Annotated in this window: 16 protein-coding genes; 11 read left to right on the top strand and 5 right to left on the bottom strand. The window is 46.8% G+C overall.

Going from position 1 to position 23696, the window contains the following annotated elements:
- Nucleotides 1–187: 187 nt before the first annotated feature.
- Nucleotides 188–1828: a TldD/PmbA family protein gene (locus RT717_RS03045; protein WP_317490270.1), complete on the bottom strand. Its 1641-nt coding sequence runs from the start codon at nucleotides 1826–1828 to the stop codon at nucleotides 188–190.
- 577 nt (nucleotides 1829–2405) lie between these two features.
- Between RT717_RS03045 and RT717_RS03040 the strand changes: the two genes are divergently transcribed.
- The 5 genes from RT717_RS03040 to RT717_RS03020 all read left to right on the top strand — a co-directional run bounded on the left by RT717_RS03040 (nucleotide 2406) and on the right by RT717_RS03020 (nucleotide 11204).
- On the top strand, nucleotides 2406–6317 hold the full coding sequence (locus tag RT717_RS03040) for a PAS domain S-box protein (RefSeq protein ID WP_317490269.1): 3912 nt from the start codon (nucleotides 2406–2408) through the stop codon (nucleotides 6315–6317).
- On the top strand, nucleotides 6314–6706 hold the full coding sequence (locus RT717_RS03035; protein ID WP_317490268.1) for a response regulator: 393 nt from the start codon (nucleotides 6314–6316) through the stop codon (nucleotides 6704–6706). Before RT717_RS03040 ends, RT717_RS03035 begins: the two co-directional genes overlap by 4 nt.
- A gap of 249 nt (nucleotides 6707–6955) precedes the next feature.
- Nucleotides 6956–7288, top strand: coding sequence for a PadR family transcriptional regulator (locus RT717_RS03030; protein WP_317490267.1), 333 nt, complete (start codon nucleotides 6956–6958; stop codon nucleotides 7286–7288).
- Nucleotides 7289–7306: 18 nt separating this feature from the next.
- Entirely contained in the window at nucleotides 7307–9976 is a 2670-nt protein-coding gene (locus RT717_RS03025; RefSeq protein ID WP_317490266.1) for an ABC transporter permease, read from the top strand.
- 76 nt (nucleotides 9977–10052) lie between these two features.
- Nucleotides 10053–11204, top strand: coding sequence for an MBL fold metallo-hydrolase (locus tag RT717_RS03020; RefSeq protein ID WP_317490265.1), 1152 nt, complete (start codon nucleotides 10053–10055; stop codon nucleotides 11202–11204).
- Between the two features lie 8 nt (nucleotides 11205–11212).
- Here RT717_RS03020 and RT717_RS03015 read toward each other — a convergent pair whose 3' ends face one another.
- Both RT717_RS03015 and RT717_RS03010 read right to left on the bottom strand, forming a co-directional pair.
- Entirely contained in the window at nucleotides 11213–12688 is a 1476-nt protein-coding gene (locus RT717_RS03015) for an outer membrane protein assembly factor BamB family protein (protein ID WP_317490264.1), read from the bottom strand.
- 66 nt (nucleotides 12689–12754) lie between these two features.
- The gene (locus tag RT717_RS03010; RefSeq protein ID WP_317490263.1) at nucleotides 12755–13948 is read right to left on the bottom strand and encodes a CehA/McbA family metallohydrolase domain-containing protein; all 1194 of its coding nucleotides are present in this window, start codon (nucleotides 13946–13948) and stop codon (nucleotides 12755–12757) included.
- A gap of 354 nt (nucleotides 13949–14302) precedes the next feature.
- Here RT717_RS03010 and RT717_RS03005 point away from each other — a divergent pair, with 354 nt between their 5' ends.
- Both RT717_RS03005 and RT717_RS03000 read left to right on the top strand, forming a co-directional pair.
- Entirely contained in the window at nucleotides 14303–15097 is a 795-nt protein-coding gene (locus RT717_RS03005; RefSeq protein ID WP_317490262.1) for a PAS domain S-box protein, read from the top strand.
- A gap of 281 nt (nucleotides 15098–15378) precedes the next feature.
- Nucleotides 15379–16092: a hypothetical protein gene (locus RT717_RS03000; protein ID WP_317490261.1), complete on the top strand. Its 714-nt coding sequence runs from the start codon at nucleotides 15379–15381 to the stop codon at nucleotides 16090–16092.
- 59 nt (nucleotides 16093–16151) lie between these two features.
- On the opposite strand, the gene RT717_RS02995 is transcribed toward RT717_RS03000, so the two are convergent.
- Both RT717_RS02995 and RT717_RS02990 read right to left on the bottom strand, forming a co-directional pair.
- Nucleotides 16152–16742 (bottom strand): gluconate 2-dehydrogenase subunit 3 family protein, encoded by a 591-nt coding sequence (locus RT717_RS02995; protein WP_317490260.1) that lies wholly within the window; start codon nucleotides 16740–16742, stop codon nucleotides 16152–16154.
- A gap of 3 nt (nucleotides 16743–16745) precedes the next feature.
- Entirely contained in the window at nucleotides 16746–18437 is a 1692-nt protein-coding gene (locus RT717_RS02990) for a GMC family oxidoreductase (protein ID WP_317490259.1), read from the bottom strand.
- 615 nt (nucleotides 18438–19052) lie between these two features.
- Here RT717_RS02990 and RT717_RS02985 point away from each other — a divergent pair.
- The 4 genes from RT717_RS02985 (at nucleotide 19053) to RT717_RS02970 (ending at nucleotide 23580) form a co-directional block, all read left to right on the top strand.
- Nucleotides 19053–20498 carry a circularly permuted type 2 ATP-grasp protein gene (locus RT717_RS02985; protein ID WP_317490258.1) on the top strand — a complete coding sequence of 482 codons (1446 nt, stop codon included), beginning with the start codon at nucleotides 19053–19055 and terminating at the stop codon, nucleotides 20496–20498.
- Between the two features lie 36 nt (nucleotides 20499–20534).
- Nucleotides 20535–21470 carry an alpha-E domain-containing protein gene (locus RT717_RS02980; protein WP_317490257.1) on the top strand — a complete coding sequence of 312 codons (936 nt, stop codon included), beginning with the start codon at nucleotides 20535–20537 and terminating at the stop codon, nucleotides 21468–21470.
- A 291-nt stretch (nucleotides 21471–21761) separates the two neighbouring features.
- Entirely contained in the window at nucleotides 21762–22715 is a 954-nt protein-coding gene (locus RT717_RS02975; RefSeq protein WP_317490256.1) for a transglutaminase family protein, read from the top strand.
- A gap of 256 nt (nucleotides 22716–22971) precedes the next feature.
- The gene (locus tag RT717_RS02970) at nucleotides 22972–23580 is read left to right on the top strand and encodes a hypothetical protein (protein ID WP_317490255.1); all 609 of its coding nucleotides are present in this window, start codon (nucleotides 22972–22974) and stop codon (nucleotides 23578–23580) included.
- Nucleotides 23581–23696: the final 116 nt, after the last annotated feature.

The following is a 23696-nucleotide window of genomic DNA, read 5'->3' as shown; positions in this document are numbered from 1 at the left end:
CCTATTCTCTTCAAGTACTACGAAGCCAACTTTGTTTCATCAAGTAACTTTGATTTTCTGTTCCTTTACCCCGCCCCTAAGCCGGGCGCCCCTAAAGGGAGGGAGCAGAAAATCTAACCTCTCTCTTTCGTGTTTGAAAAAAAAGTTGGATTTCTTTCATTTGAATCACAAAGTTGGCTATCTATATTTATATAGTCCTTCCGGTATTAATCACATTCACTCCATCAAACCTTGTGGTGGAGCTCCCGTGCGACACGGCGCTCACTTGCGAAGGCTGACCTTTGCCATCAAAGAAAGAGCCGAACATTCTATAATCGTTCTCATCGCATATTTTCACACAGCTATTCCAGAATTCCTGGGTGTTGCTTTGGTAGGCTACGTCATTAAGCATACCCACTATTTCGCCGTTCTTGATTTCATAAAACACAGTCCCGCCAAACTGGAAGTTGTAGCGCTGCTGATCGATAGAATACGAGCCTCTGCCTGCAATGTAAATGCCTTTTTCTACGTCTTTGATCATATCAGCCGAAGAGTACTTCTCTTTGCCCGGCGCCAATGAAACGTTGGGCATCCGCTGGAACTGCACGTCCTGCCAGGTTTGTGCATAGCAGCAGCCATGCGACTCATTCTGACCGAGAATGTGCACCTGATCACGAATGGCTTCATAGTTCACCAGAATACCGTCTTTGATCAAATCCCAACGCTTAGTCTTCACTCCTTCATCATCGTAACCCACCGCACCCAGCGAGCCGGGCTGCAGCTTGTCAGCAAAAATATTCACCTCTTTGCTGCCGTAGTTGAAATCGCCTGACTTCCATTTATCCAATGTAGCGAAGCTTGTGCCGGCGTAGTTGGCTTCGTAACCCAGCACTCTATCCAATTCCAGCGGATGCCCCACAGATTCGTGGATGGTTAAACCCAGGTGATTAGGCTCCAGCACCATAGTATATTTACCCGGATCCACCGACTTGGCGTCAAGCATCTCTTTCGCCTGAAGCGCCGCCGTTTTGGCATCCTCTACTATATCGTAGCTGTTCTTGTACAGCTTCATGCCACCAGGGCCCTCGAGCTTGTCCGATTCCTTGGGAAGCATATACTCCCATCCCATGCCCATTGGCGCACTCATGGCAGAGCGGGATTTGAATTTGCCCTCAGCCCGGTTCACCGCATTCACATTGAATGTCGGCCATATCCTGTGCACATCCTGGTCGATATATGACCCTTCCGTAGAAGCAAAGTACTTCTGCTCATTCACCATGAACAGGTTAGAGTTGACGAAGCTGGCACCAGCGTCCATAGCAGCGGCATTGGCAGCCAGGAGCAAATCAACTTTTTCGGATACAGGCACTTCAAAAGCGCTCTTTTCAATAGGGCTTTTCCAGCTTACTTCCCCGTATGACTGAACAGGAGCAAGCTTCACAGGGTCAGTCTGAAATTTTGAATTGGCTTTGGCAATGGACACCGCCTGCATAGTAGCTTTTTGAATGCCAGCCGGGTTGACCTCGTTGGTAGACGCAAAACCCCAGGTGCCATTGGCAATTACCCTGATGCCTACGCCGAAGGATTCGGTGTTGACAATATTTTGCACCCTCGTTTCTCTGGTAAACACATATTGGTTAAGGTACCTGCCTATCCTCACGTCGGCGTAGGTAGCTCCGTTCGCCTTTGCCGCATTCAGTGCCACGTCAGCAAGCTGCTTCTTTTGGGCCACATCCAGTGGCGACTCCAAAAAGCGCTGTACCGGCACCGCATTCCCTATCATTGGAATCGACAAAGCAGCCCCTGCCATTCCTAAACCTGCTATCTGTACAAAGTCTCTGCGTCTCAAAGTATTATCGCTTTTGTAGTAATAAGAAAATTTTCTTGCGTCCCTTCAAACAAAAGGAGCTGATTGTTAAATAAGTTGTAAAATACACACCTTCGATTACACAGCGATAGTAAAAAATGGTCAGCGGTTAGAAATGGGTTTGGAGGAGCGGAATCATCAAACTGTCATATTGTAAATCGATTGAGTGTGGTAATCACCACGAACTAGAGAAGAACAAGAAGTTTCGATAAATCAGAAAACCTAGATCGGGGCGTTCTGCGCTGCCTTAAAAAAATTGTCTCAGTGTTTAAGAATAGTACTATTTATATTTTCAATGAAACCTGATACCAGCAAGCATCAGGTGATTGTTACCAAATTCCGTTCTCCGCTGAGCACCAGCGACATAGCGTACACATTATGCCATAGAACTTCATATGGATAATATTTTGCCGATCCGGCGACCGGCCAAAATCCCTCCTTCCGTCATATTTTTACATGTTATTTTCCTAATTAAAGTAAAGTCTTATACATTAAGAGGGTCTATTTTAGCGGAATTACTTCTTGACGCCTATTGATAGGCTAACCAGCAAAAGATAAAATGAGAACAGAAAAGAACGATTCATTTATCACCTATACAAGCCTGGCGGTTAATTTTATTGCTATTCTCGTAATTACTGGATGGATCACTGGTGCTGAAGGCTTGCTGAGAATACTGCCGGGCCTGCCCACCATGAAGTTCAATACTGCCCTGGGCTTTCTGTTTACCGGTCTTGCCCTGACCTTCCTAGATACATTTAGGAAAGCCTCCAATTTGCCCGTTCAGCTATTTTCTATTGCAACTTTGTTGATCGGCTTTACCACGCTCTTGCAGTACGCATTTGGCTACTCATTCGGAATTGATGAGTTTTTCTTCACAGACAATATTTCCCGATCCCTGGGTCAGACCTACCCTGGTCGTATGTCAGCCGCTACTGCTACGTGTTTTCTATTGCTGGGGGCCTCCCTGCTGATTTTTTCGTCTGCCAGGGTTCGGCTTTTTCCCTTTGCTCAGTATATTCTTCATCTGGTGAGCCTGCTCTCATTTATTTCATTAATGGGCTTTTTCTATCAGGTTCCGTCAAGTGCCAAATTGCCCTTTTTCAGTACGATGGCTATTCACACGTCGATCACTCTTTTATTGGTTTCGGTGGCGGCTAGCCTCAGTCAGCCACACCTTGGTTTGATTGGCTTCTTTAAAGGTGGGTATTTAGGCACCTGGCTTGCCAAACGACTCATCCCGCAAATTGCCGTGCTGGTAATTGCTCTCGGCTTCTTAAGGATTCAATCTGAAAGATTTGACATCCTGTCTATGGAGTTTGGTATTTCGCTCCATACCATCTCCTTTCTAATAATTTCTCTATTCCTGATACTCCGAGTAGCCTTCATTCTTAACAAAGTTGACAGTGAGCGGCAAGAAGCAGAAAGCCAACTAACCGATCTGAATGAGTCTCTGGAGGAAAGAATTAATAAACGCACAGAAGAGCTGACATTGCTCAATGAGCGATTACAACTAGCTACCAGCAGTGGGAAGGTAGGCCTGTGGACAATTGATCTTAAGGATAACTTTCTGGACGTAAACGATGCGCTGCGAAAAATCTGGGGTTTTGACCCTTACGAGCCTTTGTCTCCTGATTCTCTAAGTAAAAGAACGCACCCTGAAGATCAGGCTCGCACCAGCAAAGCTTTTGAGCTTGCTATCAAAAATCGGTTACCTATCGGTTTTGAACATCGAATCATTCTTCCCGATGGAGCGACGAGGTACATTAAAGTCAATGGAGTGGTTCATTATGACAGCCAACAAACTCCTCTTCGGATTGCCGGCACGCATTGGGACATTACTGAACAAAAACTTGTTGAAATCAGCCTGGAGGAAAGCGACCGCCGAAACAGGGTGTTTGTTGCCCAAGCCCCCTCGGCAATAGCCATGTTCGATACCGAAATGAGGTACCTGGCTGCCTCCGAAAAATGGAAAGAAGATTACGGAATCAAGAACAAAGAAATTATTGGAGTTTCTCACTATGACATTTTTCCTGAAATAGGCGACGACTGGAAAAAAATCCATGCCGAATGTCTTCGTGGAGCCATTAACAAAGTGGACGAGGCACCATTCAACAGAGCCGACGGGTCGGTGCAATGGCTCGCCTGGGACGTGCGGCCATGGTACAAAGTTGAGGGAGTTGTTGGCGGCATAATCATGTACACTGGCGACATCACTCAGCTAAAAAATAAGGAGGAAGAGAAAAGGCACCTTGAGTCTGTTCTTAACCAGGCAAGCGAAACCGCCAATATTGGAGCGTGGGAGGTGGATTTAGTGAACAACTCCGTGTATTGGGACAGAATAACAAAGAAAATACACAAGGTTGACAAGGACTATGTGCCAAAGCTCGACGGAGCTATCCAATTCTTCAAAGAAGGCGAAAGCAGGCAGAGGATAGAAGCCGCAGTTCAGAATGCAATATTAGACGGCACTCCATACGACTTAGAAGTGGAACTCGTTGCAGCCGATGGATCGCTCGTATGGACCAGGGCTGTAGGCCAGGCAGAGTTTAGCGGCGGCACTTGCCGCAGGCTCTTTGGCGTTTTTCAAGATATAGACCAAATAAAAAAGGCTGAGCTCAACCTAAAGGTAAGCGAAGAACAATTCAGAGGTGCGTTCCAGTATTCGGCCATTGGAATGGCGTTGGTGTCGCTTGATGGCAAATGGTTGAAGGTAAACAGCAGTTTGTGCAAGATGCTGGGTTACACGGATGAAGAACTAACAAAGGTTACTTTTCAGGAACTTACTCACCCCGATGACCTTAACAGTGATCTAGAGCTAATGGCACAAACCATTTCCGGAGAAATACCCTCCTACCAAATGGAAAAAAGGTATTTCCATAAAGATGGACAAACAATATGGGTCCTTTTAAATGTATCTTTAATTAAGGATATTGATGGGAACCCTAGCCACTTTATCTCCCAAATCAAGAATATCTCTGACCGGAAGGCATCAGAAGCAGCCCTCAAAGAGGAAAGAAAGTTACTGAAATCTTTAATTGACAATATCCCCGTCAATATCTATATCAAAGATTTGGAGTCGAGGAAAACACTTGTCAATAGGCTGGAAATGGAATATTCGGGCTTCAAAAATGAATCAGAGGTGATTGGCAAAACCGACTTCGACCTCTACCCGGAAGAGTCGGCCAAAGTATCAAGAGAAGAAGATCTTGAAGTATTCAATACAGGCAAACCAATTCTGAGCAAAGAGACGATTAACACCCGGCATGATGGCAGTACGAATTGGTTTCTGTCATCGAAGATTCCCATGCAAAATGATAGAGGAGAAATAGTTGGCCTGATAGGGATTAGCTACAATATCACAGACAGGAAACTTGCCGAACGGGCGCTGCAAGAAAGTGAACAGCGCTGGCATTTCGCCCTCGAAGGGGCCAACGAAGGCGTGTGGGATTGGAACCTGGCAACCGGAGAAGTATTCTATTCCAAAAGGTCGCTCGCCATGCTGGGGATCAACCCCAAAGACGTTCCAAACAAATCAGAAACCTGGGATAATCGGGTACACCCTGAGGACAAGGAGGCATACTTTGAAGAGATGCAGAGGCATTTGAGGGGCGAAAGCGAAATTTATATCAACGAGCATCGTGTGCAGCACCAAAATGGCCACTATGTTTGGGTGCTTGATCGGGGTAAAATTACAGAATTCAACCAAACGGGCCAGCCTTTACGAGTCATCGGCACTCATTCGGACATCACCTGGCGCAAGGAAAAAGAGGCCCAAGTCAGGCACTCGTTTGATGTTATCAGCGAGCAGAACAAGCGGCTGCTCAACTTTGCCCACATAGTTTCACACAACCTCCGCTCGCATTCGGGCAATCTAGAGATGATGATCAGCCTCATCAACATGACTTCAACACCGGAGGAGAAAGAAGAACTTATTCAACACCTGGCACAAATATCCGGATCACTGAGCGAGACAATAACCAATTTGAACGAGGTAGTAAAAATTCAGGTGGACATTAACACTCAAACAGAGGAGCTAAAACTAAAGGAGTACTTCGTTAAAACAATGCACATACTATCGGGGGACATTAAGGAGAAAAAAGCCAAAATAAATTTAAACATTGGCGACGACCTGACAGTTACTTACAACGCAGCTTACCTGGAAAGCATCTTGCTCAACTTCCTGAGCAATGCGATTAAGTACAGGCACCCTGACAGAAATCCAGTGGTTAATATCGATTTTATTACCACAAATAATTCAAAAATTTTGCAAATTGCCGACAATGGCATGGGAATAGACCTCGCACTTCATGGGGAACGACTATTTGGGATGTATAAGACATTTCATGGCAATGCCGATGCGAAGGGGATTGGACTTTTTATTACAAAGAATCAGGTGGAAAGCATGGGTGGGAGAATTGAAGTAGAAAGTGAAGTAGGGGTGGGCACGACATTTAAAATTTATTTAACATGAGCATGGTAGACTTAGCTTGCATTATCGATGACGATCAGATATATGTGTTTGGCCTTAGAAAGCTGATTGATTTTCATAAGTACAGTAAAAATTTGTTAGTGTTTAAGAATGGCGCAGAGGCCATTAAATACATGAAGCCGCTGATCACATCCAGTGACGAATTGCCTGATGTTATACTACTCGATATTAACATGCCAGTGATGGATGGTTGGCAGTTTCTTGACGAGTTTGTAAAAATTAAGCCCCTGATAAAAAAGAAGATCACCATTTACATGGTAAGCTCGTCGATTGATGAAGCAGACCTGGAAAGGGCCAAAACCTACGAGGAAGTAAGTGATTTTATTGTGAAGCCAGTAAAAGAGCCCGACTTAGCCAAAATTCTCAGTTGATAGTTCAACCCATATTTCTGCCTTTTTTTTGCTTGAGGCACACTGTGCTTCGCCTGACAAAGCTTAATGCATTAAAGCAGTAACGGAGATGCCAGCCCGTTGGCAGAATGCCCGGTAGCAGCTTCTTTAGCCAACTACACCTCCGAAAAACTTACCATATATTTCTATTGTTATATAATTTACAAAACTGAGGAAAACAAATTCATTTTGTTTACGTTTGTGAGGATAATCAATCACAAAACTTAAAAAATGAAAGGTAACAACCTTGGTGAACTTGAAGAGCTTGTGTTACTCATGGTGGCGTCGCTTAGCGAAGAAGCCTATGCGGTGGCTGTTCGGGAAGAGTTGGAAAAATCTGCCAGCAGGGTAGTCAACATAAGTGCAGTACATTCTTCGCTTTACAGGCTTGAGGACAAGGGTTTTCTTACCTCCGAATTCGGCGGCGCTACATCCAAAAGAGGGGGAAAAAAGAAGCGCTTATTTAAAGTCACTTCAGCAGGTTACGCCATTCTGAAAGAAGCAAAAGAAACAAAAGAGCAGATTTGGTCGAATATACCTCAGTTGTCATTTACCAATATTTAACTTGTTCGGTTTTCAGCCATGGAGCCAGCTCAAAAGCCCTCAAATCAGCCACCCGGCCTAGGCACTTTCCTACTGAGAAATATCTACAGTGAGGAACTGTTTGAGGAGATCCACGGCGACCTCCTTGAGTTGTACGAAGAACGAATAGCAACGAAAGGCAGGTGGAGTGCTTCGGCCCATTACATAAAAGATGCTGTACTCTCAGCACGCAACTATGACCTCAAGCGGACGCAACACTACAAAACTCAAAATAACTCAGGCGCTATGATTCGAAATTACATCAAGATTACGCTACGCACCATTTCCAAGAACAAAGTATACACCGCACTGAATGTGCTGGGCTTGGCACTAGGCATGGCTGCCTGCATATTCATTATGCAATACGTGGCTTTCGAAAAAAGCTACGATAGATTCAATGCCAATTTCGAAAACCTCTATAGGATCCAATACAACTTTTACCGGGAAGGGGAGCTACAGTTCGAATGCGCAGCTGCGGTTCCCAGAGTAGGTCCTTTCATGAAAGAGAAAATGCCGGAGGTGGTCGACTTCGCAAGAGCCTACCCGCTCTCAATGGTGGTATCTTACAATAACATCAACTTCCGGGAAGACAGAATTCATATAGCCGACCCGGCTTTCCTCAAAATCTTCACCTTCCCTCTCATCAAGGGAGATGTAGAAACCTGTCTGACGGAACCAAATACAGTAGTAATTTCGGAAACGGCCGCCAAAAAATACTTTGGAAACGAAGATCCTATCGGGAAAATGATCCGTGCAGACGGCCAGTACAGCATGGCTGTGACTGCGGTGGCCAAAGATGTGCCCAACAATTCGCATATCAAATTTGACTTCCTTATCTCCTACCAAACGCTCAATAACCAAACTGATAACCAGTCAGAAACGGCCTGGGGGTGGTACGACTTCAATAGTTATGTTCTTTTGCGAGATGGAACTGATCCTACAGCCTTCAATAAGAAGTTTGCGGAAATTCTGTATGAGGAAAGACATGAGGAGGAAGAAAAATACAATTACAGACAGGAGTTTCCTTTGCAACCTATTACGGACATACATCTATATTCCAATCTTTTGCAAGAATCGGAGCCAGATGAAGCTGGCGATGGAGAAGCTGTTTTTTTCCTCACCATTATAGCTGCCTTTATCCTGGTGATCGCCTGGATCAACTACATCAATCTTAGCACAGCCAGGTCGGTTGAACGTGCCAAGGAAGTCGGTGTAAGAAAAGTCATGGGGGCATTCAAGGCGCAATTGATCGGGCAATTTATCACCGAATCTTTTGTTATGAACTTGCTCGCCTTTACTGTGGGCCTGGCAATAGTAACACTTGGCATCAATCAGTTCAACGCTCTTACCGATTCAAGCCTCGGACTTTCGTTCTTACTCAGTGCAAGTTTTTGGTTGGTTGCAGCTTTGGTGGTTTTCATCGGTTCGTTTCTCTCCGGACTGTACCCTGCATTTGTTTTGTCATCCTACCAGCCATCTACTGTGCTGAAGGGCAAGATGACCGGCAAAAAAGGTGGTATACTTCTTAGAAAAGCCCTGGTCATATTCCAGTTTGCTTCTTCGGTATGTCTGATTGCAGGAACTCTTATTGTGTATCAGCAGCTAAGCTACGTCCGCAATCTTGACCTTGGTTTCGACATGACCGAAACCCTCGTTGTGAAAGGGCCGGGTGTATTTACAGCTGATTCGCTTTATGGTTCAACCATGCAGACGTTTAGAAATGAGCTATTGCAGAACCCGGAAATCACCGCCATAGCCTCGGGTACTAATGTGCCGGGAGATGAAATTTTTTGGGCCAACGGGATCAAAAGAGCAGAAGAACCAAATGAAGCCAGCAAAACAATCTATATCGCCGGAGTGGACTATGATTACTTCCCGGCCTACGATATCAAGCTTGTCGCTGGGCGCAACTATGACAGAACATTTGGCACCGATACCGGATCGCTTATTCTCAACGAAGCAGGTGCCAAATACTTAGGCTTCCAGTCGGCAGAAGAAGCCATTAACCAAAAACTAAGTTGGGGTAGAGGCGACAAAACGATCATTGGCATTGTAGAGAATTATAACCAAATGTCGGCTAAAACGAAGGTTACACCGCTTCTTTTTCCTTTGGTGACCGGGAGAAGCAATTTTTTTACTATCAAGCTGGACAAAAATGGAGTTTCTGATCTTACTAAGCTATTCAATAAAGTGGAAGCCAGCTATTCGACACATTTCCCAGGCAATCCGTTCGATTACTTCTTTCTCGACGATTTCTTCAACCGGCAGTACAACCCCGAAAAGAAATTTAGCAGAGTGTTTACATTGTTTGCCGGATTTGCCATTGTGATTGCCTGCCTGGGGCTTTTTGGTTTGTCTTCTTTCAATGCACTACAAAAAACAAAAGAGATTGGCATCAGAAAAGCCATTGGAGCCGATGTTGGGCACATTGTGATGCTGCTTTCCAAAGAATTCGTCTACCTGGTTTTGATTGCTAACATTATAGCATGGCCAGCTACCTGGTTCATTATGAACAACTGGCTCGACAACTTTGCCTACCGGATCGCCATCACACCGCTGGTGTTTATCGTAGCAGGCCTGCTGGTTTTGGTCATCGCCGTGCTTACTGTTGGTTACAAAACTATGGCCACGGCCAAGTCCGATCCTGTGAAGGCGTTGAGATATGAATAAATACACTTAGGGAACAATCTCTTGAGGGATTGAGTTAATTTGAAGCCTGATTGAGCCACGTCAATCAGGCTTTTTTATGAACTACATGCGACGTTTCCTTTCAATACTGAAATACACAGGCCTGACGCTGGCTGCTATTCTTTTGCTGGTGTTTGTTGGGGGCTTCCTTTTCACCAGCCTTAGCCCCCAGTTTGGCGGCTCTCCAACGGAGGCCCAAGTCGCTTCTTACGAAAAGTCGGGGCATTTTGAAAAGGGTTTGTTCGTTAACAACACCCCCACTTCCATGGAAATGGACTGGCCGACCATCAAAACCCTGCTACGGGACTACGTTGTTGGCGTGCCTAACCTTGCACCGGAAAACTTGCTACCAGTGCTCAAAGTCGACTCCCTCAGCATCGTGAACCGACCCGACACGCTTACCAGACTCACCTGGTTTGGTCACTCAGCTTTTCTTTTAGAAATGGAAGGCAAAAACATATTGCTCGACCCGATGTTCGGCGACAGCCCTTCCCCTGTTTCATGGTTGGGCTCGCATCGGTTTACCGAGGGGCTACCCATAGAAATCGAACAGCTTCCGGCTATCGATGCTGTCTTCTTTTCCCATGACCACTACGACCACCTCGATTACGAATCGGTGATGCGATTAAAAGACAAAGTAAAAGACTTTTACGTACCGTTGGGTGTTGGTGCTCATCTGGTCGCCTGGGGGGTAGCCGAAGACAAAATACACGAGATGAATTGGTGGGAGGAGACAACGCACGAGAACCTTCAAATTGTCTGCACACCGGCAAGGCATTTCTCCGGCAGGGGCATTACCAATCGTTTTTCAACCCTGTGGGGCTCATGGGTAATCAAAGGAACATACGCCAACATCTACTTCAGTGGCGATAGCGGTTATGGCCCACATTTTAAAGAAATTGGTCAAAAATACGGCCCGTTTGATGCGGCTCTTATGGAGTGCGGACAGTACGACCTGCGCTGGCACAATATTCACATGCTGCCTGAAGAGACTGCCCAGGGTGCCATTGACTTAAATGCAAAAGTTATGATGCCCATCCACTGGGGGGCATTTGTGCTGGCGCTTCATGCATGGAAAGACCCTATCGACCGGGTAACAAAAGAGGCTGCTGTATTGGGGATGCCTATCGCCACGCCAAAAATTGGTGAAAGACTGATAGTAGGCCAGCCAGACTTCCCGATGGAAAGATGGTGGGACTCGCTAAACTGATAATTGCATCACTTTTTAAACACGCCGTCATACCCGCTGCCCATATAGGCACCCCATTTAATCTCCTTGTTAACAGGCAGTGTGGTAGTCAGTCGGATAACTTCCATCCCATCGAAGGTGTAGGTGTGTTCCGTGTTTGTAGCATGGCAGTAAACAATGTCAATATTGCCATCGCCATCCAAATCGCCCACCCAGGGGGTTGACGAAAGATTGTGTCCGTCGGTATGAACATCGAGATCAATGACTTCACCCGTCGTGAAATCAATCACCGCCAGCATATTGTAGAAGTACTTCTTCATCAAACCATTCTCCAGGCTTTCTGCCTGATAGTTGACTATAACGAGAGCATCGTCAACACCATCGAGGGTAAAATCGGCAATTACAGGCGTGGTAGTTTGGTAAAGCCCAAGGGAGTCCAGAAACTCAACCGCTCCATTTGCGCCATTCACCATGAATTGCTTGGTCCAGTCAAGATTGGGCCAGGAGCCCTGAGCAAAAGACATGAAAAAGTCGGGGGTCTTATCGGCATTAAAATACCCAACGGAAATCGAGCTATAAGCTTCGCTATTGTCCATTTGCACCTGCCAGATCTTCTGATGCGTTTTTCCGTCGAATGCCAGAAATCTTCCATCCACAGCATTGGCAACAATATCCGGACTACCGTCGTCATTCACATCCACCCAGGCCGCCGGAGCAATAAACCCCTTGTTTGCACTGCTATCCAATTTGATGGCGTCAGCTAAATCACCTTTCATCACCTGTGAGAGGGTACCCAGCCACAAGTTACCCCCAATGGTTTCGCCCCCTGTTCCAAAAATAATTTCCCTGTCCTGGCTTCCGTCGATCGGCAAAGTAGCCACCGACATGTATATTTCCTTGCCGTCGGGCATTCTAGCCTTTCCCAGCACTTCGCCAGTGAGCGTGTTGAGCACTACCAAATGCCCCGCTGGTCTGTTTGGGTCGTAGGGCTCTGCCATCACATCTCCGCCGTTGGAAATCAATATATCCTCCACACCATCTCCGTTTTGATCTGGCACAAACTGTGGGTTGTAAAAGTTGAACCACTGCTTTTGCTTCCGCTCTTTGGCCAGGTCGGGGTCGTTGAAACGCCAGATCACTTCACCAGTTTTACCATTTACAGCCTGCAACTCCGCTGACCTCCCATTGATGAACACATCCATCACACCATCGCCCGTGATGTCTTTCAGGCTGGCCGAGCCAAACACCTGATCAATAGCCGACACATTCCAAAGCATGTCGCCGGTTCGCCCGTCCAGCGCAAAAACGGCCGAATCGCAGGCTTTGAATTCCTCCCTGCCTGCTCCGAGAATAATATCCTTGATGCCATCTCCATTGAGGTCAGCTACTCTGGGCGATGAAAAAGTCCCGATTCCGGGTAGACGTTTTGTCCATGATTCTTGCCCCAGCAGCTGACCAGCTATGCCAATACATGCCAGCAGAAATAGTGTAACCCGAAAAGCCATCCGATGCTATTGATTTTAATCCTTTGAAAGATAGATCAAAGAGCAGCAAGTTCAAAAGGGCCAGTCTTACTGATAAACCATCGGCTGCGTCCAGGCTGCCTCAAAATCACCCTCTTTGAAAGGATTTTCTTTATACTTGTCGGATACTACTTTAGCCCTGACAAACACAATATCTTCGGTTAGCGCAAATTCATCGGCTATTCCTTTTTTCTCCATCAACACCGAAGACATCTCCTCGCCTTTCTTCACCCCAATGAATTGTATGGTATAAGCAACACCCTCTTCCGCTGCCACCTCCACTCTGAGTTTGTTCCCCTCCCGGCTAATCCTGCTCAACGTCACCCCGGTCGACCCATAAAAGTCGCCTGCTTCCATGGCTTCAATCAAAGACGCAGGTCGGAGCGAGTCGGCTTGCACCATCACCCAGCCCCGGCCGCTGTTGCTATAGGCATCGCCAAACATATGGTAATTGTGGCTGTCGTCGGTTGCCACGCCATACATCAGGGGCTTACCGGCGGCCAGGTAGGCAATATTGATGCGGTCCCACATCTCCTCCATGCCAATATGGGTGGAATCGCCGTAGTTGTTAACCATGGGGTGGCCATTGAACACCTCGAAGAATCTCTCACCGTTAAGCGAGATCATGTCGTCGACCGTAATAGCAAAATAGAAATTGGGATGGTTGATGTGAATGATCATTGGTTGACCCGTGGCCCGTCGTTGTGCCGTTACTGCGTCAATGCTTTTTTGCAGCACATCCGACACACTACTCCCTTCCTGTTCCCCAATCAACTTTTTAACATTGGTAACGTTCAGGTGCAGAGGTTTCCCCTCGAAACTGTTCGTAATTTCCTCTGACTGTATGATGAGGAATTTGTCCTTTTCTGCAAAAAGTGGCACGTATTCCTGAAAAGTTTTCAGCTTCACACTTACCCGGCCTGTGTCCTCCTTATACTCTACCCAGTCCTCCCCATATTTTTTAAGATAAGTGTAAAAAGCATCTTTATACACCCCTCCCTTCGGTACAAGTTTCCACTTTTCACCAGCGGCCAATGTATTGTGGTCAGAAAGTCCGATAAAGTCATAGCCGTGGTCCTTGTACCAGCCCATGATCATTTCAGGAAATTCGTCACCATCACTCCAATAGCTATGGGTGTGTAAATTTCCCTTGTACCATTGCCTTTCAACCTTAGCTATTTTCGGCGTGCCACACGACCAGAGAAGCAGCAAAAAGACCGATAGAATACCTAACCTTTTCATTTTCTAAAATTTAGATTTTATCAATTCACCAAACGGATATTTCAAAAAGAAAGCAAATATGGCGATAACCCATCCGATAGATGCGCCTTTCGGTAGCTTTTATCAGTCATTTCTTACTCAGGTCACACAGCAACCCAGCCAAAGAATCAAACAACTAATTCTTCGAAAAATATAATTTAAATAACTGAGCCGATTCCGTCATTTAGTTGCATCTCCTGTACAATTTGGCTTCAAAAGTTGAAATATGAAAAGAAATTGCATAATATACGTTAGCATTCAATAACCTTATAAGTAGAACCACTATTAACCTAACCTGTTTATGTCCAATTTATTGGACATATTTTACCTTAGAGCATGTCACTTAAATCAACCTTACCAGCAGATATCTACAATCGGATTGAAGAAATCCAGTCCATGATATTCGAAATTGCCAACGGCAATTACAACTTCCGACTTCAGCGCTCAGCCGAAAACAACGAGCTTGATGGCCTCATAGGCGGCATCAACATGCTGGGAGAAGAAATTAAGGCATCTACAGTATCCAGAAACTACCTCCAAAACATCTACAGGGGCGTTATCGACCTGTTGATCATTTTAAAGAAAGACTTCACTATTGAGACAGCCAATCACCAGGTATTAAGCTCTCTTGGATATACGAAAGACCAGCTTGTTGACCAGCCATTCAGCAAGCTACTCGGCCCCAACTATCAGAACAGCCTGGATCGGATTGAAAAAGATTTGAAGGAAAATAACATCTCGGTGAATTTGGAACTAAATTTCCTCACATCGGGTAACGTTGCGGTTACACACGCAGTCTCCTTTTCGCTCCTTTCGGGGAGTGATGACCTCGACACCAGCATTTTGGTCACGGCAAAGGACGTTACCGCATTTAAGGAAACTGAGGAACGGCTTAAGCGCCAAAATGAAGCGTTGAAAGAAATAGCCTGGATACAATCGCACAAGGTACGGGGGCCAGTTGCCTCTATTAAAGGGCTCATGATGCTGATTGACTGGGATCAAAACTCGCTTGAAGAAAACCGACAAGTTTTTCAGAACATGCAGCAAACCATCGAGCAACTAGATGTTATTATTCATGAAATCGTTAACAAAACCGGAAACCTCTTCGAGGAGGAGGACTCCCTTCAGTAACATAAATAACTCCAAAACTGACTAGTGCACTGGGTTCGCCTCCAAAACCTCCACTTAGCATTATTCCAAAGGATTGCTTTGCTGCTGCCGAATGCGTCTGTCAGGCCCACAATATTGATCGCTAATTGTCAACAGGCAGGCACTGCACATTAATACAAGCCGACTATCTTGAACTCCTCTGCCTAAATTCATACCTTGATAAAAGCTCCTGCCACCAACCCAAACAGCCGTTGAGTTGTTAAATGCGTGAGTTTCACAGGTACTTGGAAAAACGACCTGATATGAAGGCTTTGATAGTTACATCGCTATTTTTTCTTTTTCAAGGAGAGATCGTGGGCCAGTCGAATTGGCCCTACCGTGTCCCCGCAGGTGTCAAGGTGGAAAGTATAGTACCATTTCATGAGCTTTATCTGTTTCCGGCTTTCCGCAAATGCTCCATTTTCTACGTGGATGGCAACACCTCACTCGCCATGGCCAACTACAGTCTGCTATATCAAAAAATGGTGTTGATCAGCGTAAAAAAAGATACCACTTTTTTGAAAAACGACTATCTGGTTCAAAAATATGACTTTGGAGATACGGTCATTCTTAACGACTATAAATATGGCCTTGTAGAAGTACAGAACGACTCACTATTCCCAAAGCTTGCCAGAAAAGACTTCGTTCATTTAATTCCGGTCGATGAGGGCACCTTTGATGGATACTCCAATTTCGTAGATCCCTCCACAACCAACATCGTACTAAGGAGAGTAGGAAACGACACCGACAGAGTGTTGGAAGACCAGTTTGCCCGGAGCAACATCATTGTGGAAAAGAAGGTGGCATTCTTCTTAATCGACCGCAACCATAGAGTATTCCCAGCCAGCGGAAAATACATCTACCGGATACTGCCCCGCCACAAAAATACCATCCGTGATTTTATCAAGGCGGAGTCTATCGACTTCAAAAGCGAAGCTGGTCTTCACAAGCTATTGGATTTCTGTCAGAGCCTGTGAGGAGCTATACTCGTACGCCGGAAAAAGTCCAGGGTCTTAAGTGAACTATCTTCACACAACTACAACGACCACACCTTTGTACCCTTCTCGTAGGGCACGCAGCTATTGTACCTCCCGGGAATCGATTCGTACCGCAATATGCGCTCTCCCAGCTCCTCGGTGTTGAAATAGCTGGAAACCGTCATTGCCTTCACTTTCTTGAAAATCGAGTTAACCGGCTTTTTGGCCATGTCGGTGCCCCACACAGATATTCCGTAGGACTCAGGAGTGTCATACTTGCTGAGAAAAGCCGCCTTTTCTTCAGCACTGCATTTTTCAAACGCCTTGCCCTGGGTACTTTCACATTCTTTCAGGAAGTTATCGAGGTCGGTTTTGAACTGCTCTGCGTTTGCCGGAGAAAACACCACCGAAATAAAGGCATCCATCGTCTGCGCTACCTTCATGTCTTTGGCACCAGGGGTAGTGGTTTTAGGAAGAATAGCCTCGGTCAGTTCCTCCAGTGCTACGGCCTGCGAGGGAGTGAATACCAAAGGCTGCCACCCCAACTCGGGCGCACTTTCGCAACTGTTGAGAATTGACACAATGGCTGGTGCTGAAAGGGTATACCCCATGCTAAGGGCCATTCTTTTGATTACTTCTCTTCTATCCATGGCTTAGAGGTTTTTCTTCTTTAGTTGTTCGGCAGCATAGTTGGCAGCCCTGGCCGTGAGGGCCATATAAGTAAGCGAAGGATTCTGACACGCCGATGAGGTCATAGCCGCCCCGTCCGTCACAAATACGTTGGGCGCTCCATGCACCTGGTTCCATTTATTCAGCACCGAGGTTTTGGGGTCGGTGCCCATCCTGGCGGTGCCCATCTCATGTATGCCCAACCCTATGGCTGCTGGCGAATCATAGGTCTCCACCTTTTTGTAACCACTGGCTTCGAGCATCTCCGCAGCGGCATCAGCCATGTCCTTCCTCATGGCCATTTCATTTTCCCTGAACTCAGCGTCGACAGTGAGGGTGGGTAAACCGTACGGATCCTTTTTATCAAAATTGAGCCACATGCGGTTGTCCTGATGAGGCAGGCATTCACCGAAGCCCACCAACGCCATTTGCCATGGCCCTGGCTCCATCAGTCCATCCTTGAAATCAGCTCCAAAACCAGGCACACTACCTCCCCGGCCTGCCCCCGCCCTTTCGGCACCCCCCTGGTAGCCAAAGCCTCTCACATAGTCTGTCCTTTTGGTTTCTTCATTGATATTCCTGAAGCGAGGAATGTAAATGCCGTTGGGTCTGCGGCCTTCATAGTACTTATCAGCAAACCCGTCAAAGTCGCCAATGGCGCCTACCCGGTAGTGGTGATCCATCAAATTGCGGCCCAGCTGATCGGAGTCATTTCCCAGGCCTGTTGGGAACCGTTCGCTGATAGAGTTCATCAGGATGAAGGTTGACCCCATGGCCGAAGCGTTCAGGAAAACAATCTTTGCGAAGTATTCTGTCGTTGCCTTGGTTTCGGCATCAATCACCTGCACACCGCTGGCTTTGCCGGTTTTATCATCATAAATAACTGAATGGACAATTGCATTAGACACCAGCGTGAGGTTACCGGTTTTTTCAGCATCTGGCAGGGTAGAAGACACACTACTAAAGTAGCCCGCAAAAGGGCAGCCACGTGAGCACCTATTGCGGTACTGACAAGGCCCCCGGCCATTGTGCTGCTGGGTCAGGTTAGTGACCCTGCCAATGGTAAGGTAGCGGTGCTTAAAGTTCTTTTCTATTTGCTCTTTTGTGTGTTGCTCCACGCAGTTGAGCTCCATCCCTGGCAAGAACTGCCCGTCGGGTAAGTGTGGCAGGCCCATGGCTTCTCCACTGATGCCCACATACTTTTCAACGTAGTCATACCAGGGCGAAAGGTCTTTGTACCGAATGGGCCAATCCACTCCTATACCTTCTTTGGCGTTGGCTTCAAAGTCGAGATCACTCAGGCGATATGTTTGCCTGCCCCAGGTAAGCGAACGGCCACCAGTCTGGTAGCTTCGGATCCAGTCAAAGCGCTTCACCTCGTCATAAGGGTTCTCCTTATCGTTGACAAAAAAGTGCTTGGTATCCTGTCCTATCCATCCGGTGCGGCTTTGTACGGGCCGCTCCTGCTGCTCTTCATAGGTGAGTGCGCCATTATTGGGCATGTCCCACGGATCAAGGTGGGCCGTTGGGTATTCACCATGCTTCACCGACCGCCCCCTTTCGAGCACCAGCGTTTTCAATCCTTTTTCACAAAGCTCTTTGGCGGCCCAGCCGCCGCTTATGCCCGACCCCACAACAATGGCATCGTATTGATGGGTGCTATTCTTATCCTGCATGGTATCAATGTAGTTTAAGTAACAGTATTTCCTTTCCGGGAAAAGCTTTCAATATAGCCATTCCACTGTAAATAGAACAAGAAAGTACCCAACAATATCCTGAGTTTTGAACCGGTCTAAATTACCTATAGGTAAAAGTAGAAAACCAGAGACGGAGTAAATCCTCACCAGTTTCGCCGGGCTTAAGAGTGGTGATCTTACAACCTAACACTACCATCATTCTTTTTTATTAATCTTAACTATTGACTATATTAAGGGAGATTGCCGTCGCTTGCATATCAAATCGCTCTCAACGGCCTCCTTTTATTGGAAAGACAATCACAATCCGGACTCTTTTCTAATAAATTTTGATATTCATTAGATTTAATTCAAATGAAGTCATAATTTATTGCGAGATATTTAACACACACCCTGATTGATTATATAAAGCCCATTTGCGAGCACCCGAAACGGGTTGACCTGCAGACTCAGGCAAGCCTTCCTTCATGCCTTCTGGTCGGGAAGTATTATTGCCGGGTGATTCATTGCAAAGTCAATAGAAGGGATTGACCCGAACAATGGCTGCTTCACAAATGTTTTAAAGAAAGGTATCGACTAAAATTAAGCAAAGGCTTCATGCAACACACCAACATTTTCGAGTCTTACCTCATCGGTGAGGGTACTTTTGATGAAATGTACCAGGGCAAGGAGGTAAGAACAGCCTATCAGGGAATTTTCAATTTTCTTAAGAGCAACAGTCCCGAAGACCTCACCATGAAGGAGGAGCTATCCAAGCGTCTCTTTATGAGCCAGGGCATCACTTTCACGGTGTATTCCAGCGGCGAAGGCATAGAAAAAATCTTTCCTTTCGACATCATCCCAAGGATCATCACGGCTGACGAGTGGGATTTTGTAGAGAGGGGCATCAGGCAGCGGCTCAAAGCACTCAACCTGTTCCTGAAAGACATCTATTCTCATCAGTTCATTCTGAAGGACGGCATAGTGCCCACCGACATTATTTATTCCTGTCCACATTTTATTCGTGAAATGCATGGACTGAAAGTGCCACACGATATCTATGTCCATATATCAGGCATTGACATTATCCGTGGCGGCGACGGTACTTTCTACGTGCTGGAAGATAATTTGCGCACACCGTCCGGCGTGTCGTACATGATCGAAAACAGGGAGATTACCAAGCGGATCTTCCCGGATGTGCTGCGCCGCAACGCTGTGAGGTCAGTGACGCAGTATCCCACATTGCTACATAAAAACCTCAAGTCGCTCTCACCCAGGCAGGTGGCTAACCCCACAGTAGTATTGCTTACACCCGGCATGTTCAACTCTGCCTACTTTGAGCATACGACACTGGCCCGCCTCATGGGCATTGAGTTGGTGGAGGGGCGTGACCTTGTGGTAGAAAACCATAAAGTGTTCATGAAAACAACCTATGGCCTGCAGCAGGTAGACGTTATTTACCGCAGGGTGGATGATGATTTTCTTGACCCACTTGTTTTCAACAAGGAAAGTGTGCTGGGTGTGGCGGGCATTATGTCGGCCTACAGAAAAGGTAATGTGGCCATTGTGAACGCAGTAGGCAACGGCGTAGCCGACGACAAAGCCATTTACACCTTTGTGCCTGACATGATCAAGTACTACCTTAACGAGGAGCCCATTCTCAGCAACGTACCGACCTATCACTGCGCAGATCCTGAACAACTGGAGCATGTTTTCAACAACATCACCTCTATGGTAATCAAAAAGACCAATGGTTCAGGTGGCTACGATATGTTGATGGGTAATTCCGCTACAGAAAAGGAAATTGAAGACTATAAAAAAGCGGTTTTGAAAGACCCAAGACAGTTTATCTCTCAGCCTATCATTAGTCTGTCCACATCTCCATGCTACATCAATGGCAAGTTAACGCCCAGGCGGGTAGATTTACGCCCGTTTGCATTGTACGGCCCTGATGGCATCGAAATTGTGCCAGGAGGCCTCACCAGAGTGGCTTTAAAAGAGGGTTCCATGGTGGTGAACTCCTCGCAGGGTGGTGGCAGCAAAGACACCTGGGTATTGGCTTAATAGTAAAATTGGTAAACGACTTTAGAAGACAAATATATGCTTAGCAGAGTAGCAGACTCACTTTTCTGGATGGCACGTTACATGGAGCGTTCCGACGGCATCCTTCGCATGCTCAAGGTGAATTACAATTCGTCGCAGGACAACCTGAGCGACTTTAGCTGGCAGCCGGTGCTGAAGGTATTTACCTATCTGGATGGCCCCGCCATTATTGAACTAGACAATGAAAGCAGCGAGGTGCTGCGTTACATGATTCTTGACAAGGAAAATGATAACTCGGTACAAAACATAGTGATCCACGCCCGGGAAAATGCCCGGTCTGTGCAGGACAATGTCACTATAGAAGTGTGGCAATGCCTCAACGACTTCTACCACCTTATCAGGGACGAACGTCACATCAACAGCCTGGCACAGGGTGACGCTATTTCGGTGATTGACGTGATGGTGAAGCAATGCCTGGTGTATTATGGCACTGTGGACATTACCATGTCGAGAGGCAGCGGTTACTGTTTCATGTCGCTGGGCAAGTTTTTGGAAAGGGCGCTGCAGTCTATCGATATTCTTGATGTGAAGCTTGGCAGCATGTCTGCAGAAGACATGCAAGCATACGACACGCTCTACTGGAAGTACCTGCTGATGTCGGTGTCGGGTTATAAGCTTTACCTGAAAAATTATCAGTCAGGATTTGAGGCTCGCAATGTGGTTCATCAAATTGTTCTGAATACACATTTTCCAAGGTCTGTGATCTACTCGCTTGATCACCTGCATCGCAACTTCGAGCAGCTCAGTGCCTACCTCGACAAAACAAGCTTCGATGAGCTCAATTTCGAAATAGGTAAACTGCGCAGCAAGGTTCGCTACTCTACGCTCAACGATATCGAGGAAATGGGGCTGCATACATACCTGGCAGATATCAAAAAGGACTTGTCGGACATCAGCAGCAAGTTGAACCAGTATTGTTTTGCGTATAGTTAGAGGGAGACGGAAGGGAGGAGACAGAAGACGGCAGGGAGAAGACGGAAGACAGTAGAAAGCCTTCCCGACAATCTGCGGAACCGGAACAAAAAGGCGTCGGCACGACCAGCAGGCCCATAGCGTGGGGGTCGTCAGACGCCTAGGTGGTTAAGAAACCGATTCTTGGCCCAGACTCCTGCCTCAGGGCTCTCAAATATTCGATTCCTCAAATACTCAACTCGTCTTTCCTACCAAATTCGTAACTTCCAATCCATAATTATCAAATCCGAATTTCAAATTAGTAATTACTTTATGCCCAAGTTCAACATCCGCCACCTAACCAAATATACCTACACCACCTCGGCGACGAACAGTGCCAACGAAATCATGCTCTATCCCATCCAGGACGATCATCAGGAGGTTCTCCAGCATCAAGTGATCATTACCGGTAACCCGGATGTGTATGTGCACAAAGACTATTATGGCAACAATGTGGGCTCTTTTGCATTTGCCGACCCTCACTTTCAGCTTCTGATCGACTCGATTTTGGAGGTTGAGACAAAGAAAGCGCCGGAAGTTGCCGACGAAAGCCCCGCCGATGAGCAGTGGAAGCACCTTTACAACATATCCAACCAGGTGCCTTACATCGATTTTCTCAGGCAGGAAAACTTCCAGGCGATTCCTGAAGTAATGACACTGATTGAGTCTATCAAGAAACAAAACGCCACGCCCCTTCAGGCCGCACTTAACCTTAGCGAGTATGTGTTTAACCACTTCGCCTATATCAAAGGAGTAACAACTGTGGAAACTACCCTCGATGAAATCTGGACACTGAAGTCGGGTGTTTGCCAGGATTTTGCGCACATGCTGCTTGTGATGTTGCGCCAACTTTTTATTCCGGCCCGCTACGTGAGTGGCTATGTGTGTCCAAACAAAAATGGCATGCGGGGCGAGGGTGCTACCCATGCCTGGGTGGAAGCCTACATCCCCGACCATGGCTGGGTGGGCATCGACCCTACCAATAACTGCCTGGTCCATGATTTGCACGTGCGCCTGGCTATAGGCCGCAGCTTCGTGGATTGCTCACCAGTAAAAGGCACCTATAAAGGTGCAGCTGACCATACCCTTGAAGTAGCAGTGTCGGTCGAATATGAGGGAGGACCAAAAGTAAACCAGGATTTGGCTTTAGAGGAGATCGCCAAAGCAACGTCAACTCCGGATGTTAATTCTTTCCAAAGGTACCAACAGATTCAGCAGCAACAGTAGCCCTCTTGCGCCAGAGGCTCAGAAGATGGGAGACGGAAGTTGGAAGACGGGAGACCGAAGAAGTCCAGAGTCGGTAGCAGGCCGGAGTAGGCGTCGGTACGATAGCGATGGCTTTCTGCGTCGGCAATCGTCAGACACCCGAAAGGCTTAAAGGAATTTCTAATCAGAAATTTCAAATACCCTCAATCCGTAACCTCCAAATCCGTACTTTCGCATCCTCAATTCTTCAAATACTCGGACCTTCAACCCCTAGCCCATGTCCTCCAACAACAACATCTTCGCTTTCTGGTCCTGGTTTGAAGACAACCTTGGCCGCATCCGCACCGTGCTGCTCGACCCCTCCCACCCTGATCGGGAATATGTCGTCAGCTCCCTCGACCAGCACATTCTGGCCATTGGCACCTTCACCTGGGATATTGAGAAGGGCATGCACCGTCCCTGGAGCCTGACCATCTCCCCTAACGGCGACCCCGACCTGCTGGAGCAAACCAAAGCCATTGTGGAGCAGGCGCCCGAGCTCACCGACTGGGAGTTTTACCCAGCACACCAACCAAAAAAACAAGACTTTACTTTCACAGTGTATGACGAGGAAATGAACCAACAGCCCGTGGATGCCAATTCTTGGCACTATGTGCTGATACCTGCTACCGGCAGGCAGCACACCCTGCTCATAGAGGCAGGCAACTGCCCACACCTCGACGACAATACTCTCTACGCTGCTGTCAACCACCTGGTAACGTGCCTGCTGGGTGAGGAAACCAAAATCCACCGCATTGCCGACATAGAAATAGTAGACGAGCTCGACGAAGAACACCACAAAGCGGCGAAACCTATTGTGCAGCTGGGGTTGGGGGTGTCAGAGTAAAAAGGTTAATCTACTTCAAATTAAAGAGGTTACTCTAGCCAAGAAGAAAGTAGTAACCTCTTTAATCTTCCAAGACAATAGGTTAAAAACTAAAGAGGTTACATCTGCAGGGGAGT

Origin of the sequence: Imperialibacter roseus, from assembly GCF_032999765.1 — a bacterium.
Lineage (GTDB): Bacteria > Bacteroidota > Bacteroidia > Cytophagales > Cyclobacteriaceae > Imperialibacter > Imperialibacter roseus.
Note: the sequence above shows the minus strand (reverse complement) of the source record. Positions and strands in the feature narration are given on the sequence as shown.

Excerpts from the sequence above, each read along its gene's own strand:
- RT717_RS03015 (WP_317490264.1), bottom strand. The coding sequence starts at position 12,688 with ATGGCTTTTCGGGTTACACTATTTCTGCTGGCATGTATTGGCATAGCT.
- RT717_RS02975 (WP_317490256.1), top strand. The coding sequence starts at position 21,762 with ATGCCCAAGTTCAACATCCGCCACCTAACCAAATATACCTACACCACC.
- RT717_RS02985 (WP_317490258.1), top strand. The coding sequence starts at position 19,053 with ATGCAACACACCAACATTTTCGAGTCTTACCTCATCGGTGAGGGTACT.
- RT717_RS02995 (WP_317490260.1), bottom strand. The coding sequence starts at position 16,742 with ATGGATAGAAGAGAAGTAATCAAAAGAATGGCCCTTAGCATGGGGTAT.
- RT717_RS03030 (WP_317490267.1), top strand. The coding sequence starts at position 6,956 with ATGAAAGGTAACAACCTTGGTGAACTTGAAGAGCTTGTGTTACTCATG.
- RT717_RS03040 (WP_317490269.1), top strand. The coding sequence starts at position 2,406 with ATGAGAACAGAAAAGAACGATTCATTTATCACCTATACAAGCCTGGCG.
- RT717_RS03020 (WP_317490265.1), top strand. The coding sequence starts at position 10,053 with ATGAACTACATGCGACGTTTCCTTTCAATACTGAAATACACAGGCCTG.
- RT717_RS02980 (WP_317490257.1), top strand. The coding sequence starts at position 20,535 with ATGCTTAGCAGAGTAGCAGACTCACTTTTCTGGATGGCACGTTACATG.
- RT717_RS02990 (WP_317490259.1), bottom strand. The coding sequence starts at position 18,437 with ATGCAGGATAAGAATAGCACCCATCAATACGATGCCATTGTTGTGGGG.
- RT717_RS03025 (WP_317490266.1), top strand. The coding sequence starts at position 7,307 with ATGGAGCCAGCTCAAAAGCCCTCAAATCAGCCACCCGGCCTAGGCACT.
- RT717_RS03010 (WP_317490263.1), bottom strand. The coding sequence starts at position 13,948 with ATGAAAAGGTTAGGTATTCTATCGGTCTTTTTGCTGCTTCTCTGGTCG.
- RT717_RS03035 (WP_317490268.1), top strand. The coding sequence starts at position 6,314 with ATGAGCATGGTAGACTTAGCTTGCATTATCGATGACGATCAGATATAT.
- RT717_RS03005 (WP_317490262.1), top strand. The coding sequence starts at position 14,303 with ATGTCACTTAAATCAACCTTACCAGCAGATATCTACAATCGGATTGAA.
- RT717_RS02970 (WP_317490255.1), top strand. The coding sequence starts at position 22,972 with ATGTCCTCCAACAACAACATCTTCGCTTTCTGGTCCTGGTTTGAAGAC.
- RT717_RS03000 (WP_317490261.1), top strand. The coding sequence starts at position 15,379 with ATGAAGGCTTTGATAGTTACATCGCTATTTTTTCTTTTTCAAGGAGAG.